Here is a 4,453-nt window from a genome sequence, read left to right as displayed (position 1 = left end):
CAGGGGCGGGGACGGCGGGTACCGCACCCGGCGGTTGCGGCCCCGGCCTTCCCGGCGGAGGCTGGCCCCATGCACCGTGCACCGATCCTCGTCCACCCGATCGCCCCGGCCGGCGGCCGCCGGGTCTCCCTGCGCGCCGGAGGGCAGGACACGGTCCTCGGACTGGCCCGCAACGACGCCGACGTGATCGAGTTCCTGCGCCGGGCCGGGGTACCCGACCCCGACGACGTCGTCCTCGGCGACTCCCGCCTCGTGGAATGGCAGGACGACGAGCCGCACGCCTACGAGGCGGAGCCCTCGGACACCGACATCCCCTGACGCCGCGCCCCGAACCCCCGGAACCCCCGCGCCCGGGCGGCCGGGCAGGCACCATGGGAAGTGGTGGCTGACCCAAGCCGTCCGTTCGGGAGAGAAGGGGATGACGGCATGCTGAAGGCCTTCACCGACCTGTCCACGCCGCTCGTGGCCGATGCCTGCGTCCGTGCCGGCGTGCCGCTGCGCGTCGCGCCGCCCGGCATCGGCGCGGTGCTGCCCGGTCACCGGGTCGCGGGCCGTGCGCTGCCGGTACGCCACTACGGCAGCGTCGACGTGTTCCTGGAGGCGTACGGGTCCGCCGAGCCGGGCGACGTCCTCGTCATCGACAACGGCGGGCGCACGGACGAGGCCTGCGTGGGCGACCTCGCGGCCCTGGAGGCGGAATCGGCCGGCCTGTCGGGCCTCGTGGTGTGGGGGCTGCACCGCGACACGCCCGAACTCGCCGAGATCGGGCTGCCCGTGTTCAGCTACGGGAGCCTCCCGGCCGGCCCGGTACGACTCGACGAACGGGAGCCCGAGGCGCTGGTCACCGCCCGGTTCGGGCCGCATCTGGTGGCCGGCTGGGACTTCGTCTTCGGCGACGCCGACGGCGTGCTGTTCGTCCCCGCCGACCAGGTCGAAGAAGTACTGGACACCGCGCTGCGGATCCGGGAGACCGAGCGCGAGCAGGCCCGCCGGATCCGTGCGGGCGACACCCTGCGCAGCCAGACCGCCTTCGCCGACTACCTGGTCCTGCGCGAGGCCGACCCCTCGTACACCTTCCGCCGGCACCTGCGCCGGACCGGCGGCGCCATCGAGGAGTGACGGCGCCGCCTCCCGGCTCACCCGGCGGCGGGGCGGATCACCGCTGCGCCGCCGGGCACGTGGTGTCCCCGGCCGGCAGGGTGCCCTCCAGCAGGTAGCCCTCGACGAGGGCGTCGACGCACGCGTTGTGGTTCTGGAACTGGCCGTGGTCGCCGCCCCCGACGGTGACCAGACGCGATCCGGCCAGCCCCCGGTGGGCGCGTACGGCGGCCTCGTAGTACGTCGCCGGGTCGTTCTTCGAATTGAGCATCAGCACCGGAGGCAGCCCCGCGCCGGTGACCTCGACGCGCGGCGCCTTGGAGCGCGGCCAGTTCGCGCAGATCGACGCGAACGTCAGCTCCCGCGCCCCGACCAGCGGATGGGTGCGGGTGGCCTCGCCGCTCTCCTTCAGCCAGTGGCGCACGTCGCGGTTCCACGGGGTGTCTCCGCAGGTGACCGAGGCGAAGTCGGCGATGAAGTCCGCACTCATGACGTGCTTCAGCTGTCCGGCCACGGCCTTGCGCATCTCCACGGGCGCCCCGTCCGGCTGCTCCAGGAATCCGAGGAGCGAGGCCAGGGCCGGGAACTGGTCCGCGTTGTAGATGGCGCTGCCGGTCGCCGCGTCGAGGTGGTCGGGGGTGATGACCGTCCCTTCGACCTCCAGCGGCCGGTCGTGCAGGGCGGCCCGCAGCCGCTCGAACGAGGCCTTCGCCTCCTCCGGGGTGCGCCCCTGGTGGTAGGTGGCGTCGTTCGCCGCCAGCCACGGCAGGAAGTCCTGTTCGAACCGGCGCTGGAAGCTCATCGGCTGCCCCGTCATGAAGGACTGCCAGTCCCCGGTGAAGTCGATGTTGCTGTCGAGCACGACCCGCTCCACCCGCCGCGGGAACTCGGTCGCGTAGTACGCCCCCAGGAAGCTGGCGTACGAGGGTCCGTAGTACGAGACCTGCTCCACCCCGAGCAGACCGCGGAACAGGTCCATGTCGTGCACGGCCTGGTCGGTGGTGATGTACGGCAGCAGATCGCCCGAGTTCCGCTCGCAGTCCCGTACGAAGTCCCGGGCGCGGTCGAGGGTCCGCCGCAGGGCGGCCGGAGACCGGTCGCGCAGGTCACCGCCGCCGAACATGGCGTCGACCGCGTCCTGGTCCGAGCAGACGACGCGCGTACTGGCGCCCACGCCGCGCTGGTCGAAGCCGACGATGTCGTACGCCTGCGCCAGCTCGGGGCTGTACGAGGCGAGCCGGGCCGGCCGGGTGAGCCCCGAGGCCCCGGGTCCGCCGGCCGCCATCATCAGTACGCCCCGGCGCCCGCCCGGATCCGCCGCGCGGTGCCGGGAGACCGCCACCGTCAACGCCGGCCCGGCGTCCGGGTGGTACCAGTCCCGCGGCACGGACATCGACGCGCATTCCAGCGAACCGTCCGCGCACGGCTGCCAGTCGAGCTTCTGGTTCCGGTACCGGGCCGGCACCGGCGGGGCCACGGCACCGACGGCCGGTGCGCCCACGCCGGCGCCGACGCGCGGGCCGGCGGCTGCGATCCCGCTCGCGGCGCTCGCCGGTCCGGCGGGCAGGGCCGCTGCGGCGAGCAGCCCGCAGGCGGCGGCCGCGAGCCATCGTGCGGGCTTCTTGAACACGTGCATGGGTGAACTCCCCCTGGGGTCCGTCAGGTCTCCCCGATCGTCCCGCGCGGGCCCCCCGGCCCTCGATATCCCTGCCACCCGCATCCGGGGTGGCAGTAGTGCCACCCCGGCGGCTACGGCCCCAGCGGGTGGCCCGGGGCGACGGCGTCGGCGATCCGGTACGCGATCGTCTGGGCCGTGTTGTCCTGGGGAGCCTTGGGCCCGACCGTCGTGGAGACGGCGATGGCGAGGTGCTCCGACGGGAGGTAGGCCTGGATGGCGGCGTAGCCGGAGAACGAGGGGTTCTGCACCACCCAGCCGTTCTGCACGATGAGGCCGAGCCCGAAGTGGTGCTGCGGCGTCATGGCACGGCAGACGGTGCCGGGGCACTGCGCCGTGGCCTTGCCCAGGCCCACCGTGCCCGGGTCGAGCGAGATCCGGTAGCCGGCGGGGGAGAGCAGTTCACCGGAGCCGATGGCCACCGCCGAGCGGGCCATGTCGCAGATGTGGGTGGTCTGCACCGCGCCGGGAGCGGTGGTCCAGGAGGGGTTCCAGAAGGTGGACTCCTCGTAGGTGCCGCGTTCGGAGGTGAAGGAGTGCAGGACCGGCGCGGTGATCTCCGGGGTGAAGGAATTGCGGGTGTCGCGCAGTCCGAGCGGGCCCATGACCCGCTCCTGGAGCAGCCGGTCGAGCGGGGTGCCGGTGATCTTCTCCAGGGCCGAGCCGAGGAGCACGAAGTTCGCGTGCGAGTAGCTCCAGTTGGTCCCCGGCGCGTACCAGAGGGGGTGGGCGAGGGAGTACGCGACGAGCTGGTCCGGGGTCCACTGCCGGAACGGCGCGGCTTCGAGCGCCGAGACGAACTTCGGGTCGGTGACGTAGTCGTGCAGTCCCGACGTGGAGGCGGCGAGCATGCGCAGCGTGATCTCGCCGCCGTGCGGCAGATCGGGCAGCCAGCGGGAGACCGGGTCGTCGAGCCCCACCCTGTGTTCGTCGACGAGCTGGAGGAGCACGTCGCCCATGTACGCGATGGCCACCGAGCCGGACCGGAAGTGCATGCCGGCCGTGGCGGGTACGCCCGTCATCGACTCGCCGAGCGCAGCGGTGACGACCTCCCCGCCGTCGCGGGTGACCCGCAGGACCACGGCGTTCAGCCCGAGGTCCTGCCGTGCCCGCCGGGCGATGTCGAGGATCTGCCGGGCCTGGCCGGTGGCCGGGCCGGGGGAGCCGACGCAGGCCGCGGGCGGCGGCTCCCGGCCGGCCGCGGTGGCGGGGCCGGTCACCTGGAGGGTGGCGGCGATCAGGCCGGCCGCGCACACCAGCGCCGTCCGGATGCGACTCATGCCTTCACTATGCGCCGCTTCCTCCCGGAGGGCAGTCCGGCCGGCGGCCGGGGCCGCCCCCGGCCGCCCGAGGGCGGGGAACGGCTTTGCCATCGGCCGGGGAGTCCGTAGCAGAACCGATACTTCACGCCTCTGTGACGTGTATCGCACGCAGCGCTACATTGCCCACGCCCCGCAGCGGCGGGGAGGTGCACGGCCGTGAGGCGGGGGAGGGCATCGACGATGGGCTCTGGGGTCCTGGCGAAGCTGGGCAGTGCGGTCACCGCGAAGACGGCCGCCGTGGCGGCCGCGGGCGCCCTCGTGGTGTCCGGCGCCGTCGGGGTCGGCGTCTGGGCGGTCACCGGCGGCCCGCAGCCGACGGTCGTCCCTGTCTCTTACTGTCTCTTCCTATCACATAAGA

General features: G+C 73.6%; 4 protein-coding genes. 2 read left to right on the top strand and 2 right to left on the bottom strand.

Translation table 11 applies throughout. The annotated features are described in order from the left end of the window. Positions 1-69: 69 nt before the first annotated feature. Together ACFXA3_RS27870 and ACFXA3_RS27865 are read left to right on the top strand one after the other, a co-directional pair. Positions 70-318, top strand: a complete 249-nt coding sequence (locus tag ACFXA3_RS27870; RefSeq protein ID WP_385191183.1) for a hypothetical protein — start codon at positions 70-72, stop codon at positions 316-318. Positions 319-426: 108 nt separating this feature from the next. Further along, entirely contained in the window at positions 427-1,119 is a 693-nt protein-coding gene (locus ACFXA3_RS27865) for an RraA family protein (protein ID WP_385191182.1), read from the top strand. A 37-nt stretch (positions 1,120-1,156) separates the two neighbouring features. Here the strand turns inward: ACFXA3_RS27865 and ACFXA3_RS27860 are convergent, their stop codons facing one another. Continuing rightward, complete coding sequence (locus ACFXA3_RS27860) at positions 1,157-2,734, bottom strand: alpha/beta hydrolase (protein ID WP_385191181.1); 1,578 nt, start codon at positions 2,732-2,734, stop codon at positions 1,157-1,159. Positions 2,735-2,847: 113 nt separating this feature from the next. Continuing rightward, a complete protein-coding gene (locus ACFXA3_RS27855; RefSeq protein WP_385191180.1) occupies positions 2,848-4,053 on the bottom strand; it encodes a serine hydrolase domain-containing protein in 1,206 nt (401 codons plus the stop codon). Positions 4,054-4,453 lie beyond the last annotated feature (400 nt).

This window comes from Streptomyces sp. NPDC059456, from assembly GCF_042750055.1.
Classification (GTDB): Bacteria; Actinomycetota; Actinomycetes; order Streptomycetales; family Streptomycetaceae; genus Streptomyces.
This window is presented reverse-complemented; position numbering and strand designations above follow the sequence as displayed.

Bases quoted from the DNA above. Each gene is read 5' to 3' on its own strand.
- ACFXA3_RS27860 (WP_385191181.1), bottom strand. From the start codon at position 2,734: ATGCACGTGTTCAAGAAGCCCGCACGATGGCTCGCGGCCGCCGCCTGC.
- ACFXA3_RS27870 (WP_385191183.1), top strand. From the start codon at position 70: ATGCACCGTGCACCGATCCTCGTCCACCCGATCGCCCCGGCCGGCGGC.
- ACFXA3_RS27855 (WP_385191180.1), bottom strand. From the start codon at position 4,053: ATGAGTCGCATCCGGACGGCGCTGGTGTGCGCGGCCGGCCTGATCGCC.
- ACFXA3_RS27865 (WP_385191182.1), top strand. From the start codon at position 427: ATGCTGAAGGCCTTCACCGACCTGTCCACGCCGCTCGTGGCCGATGCC.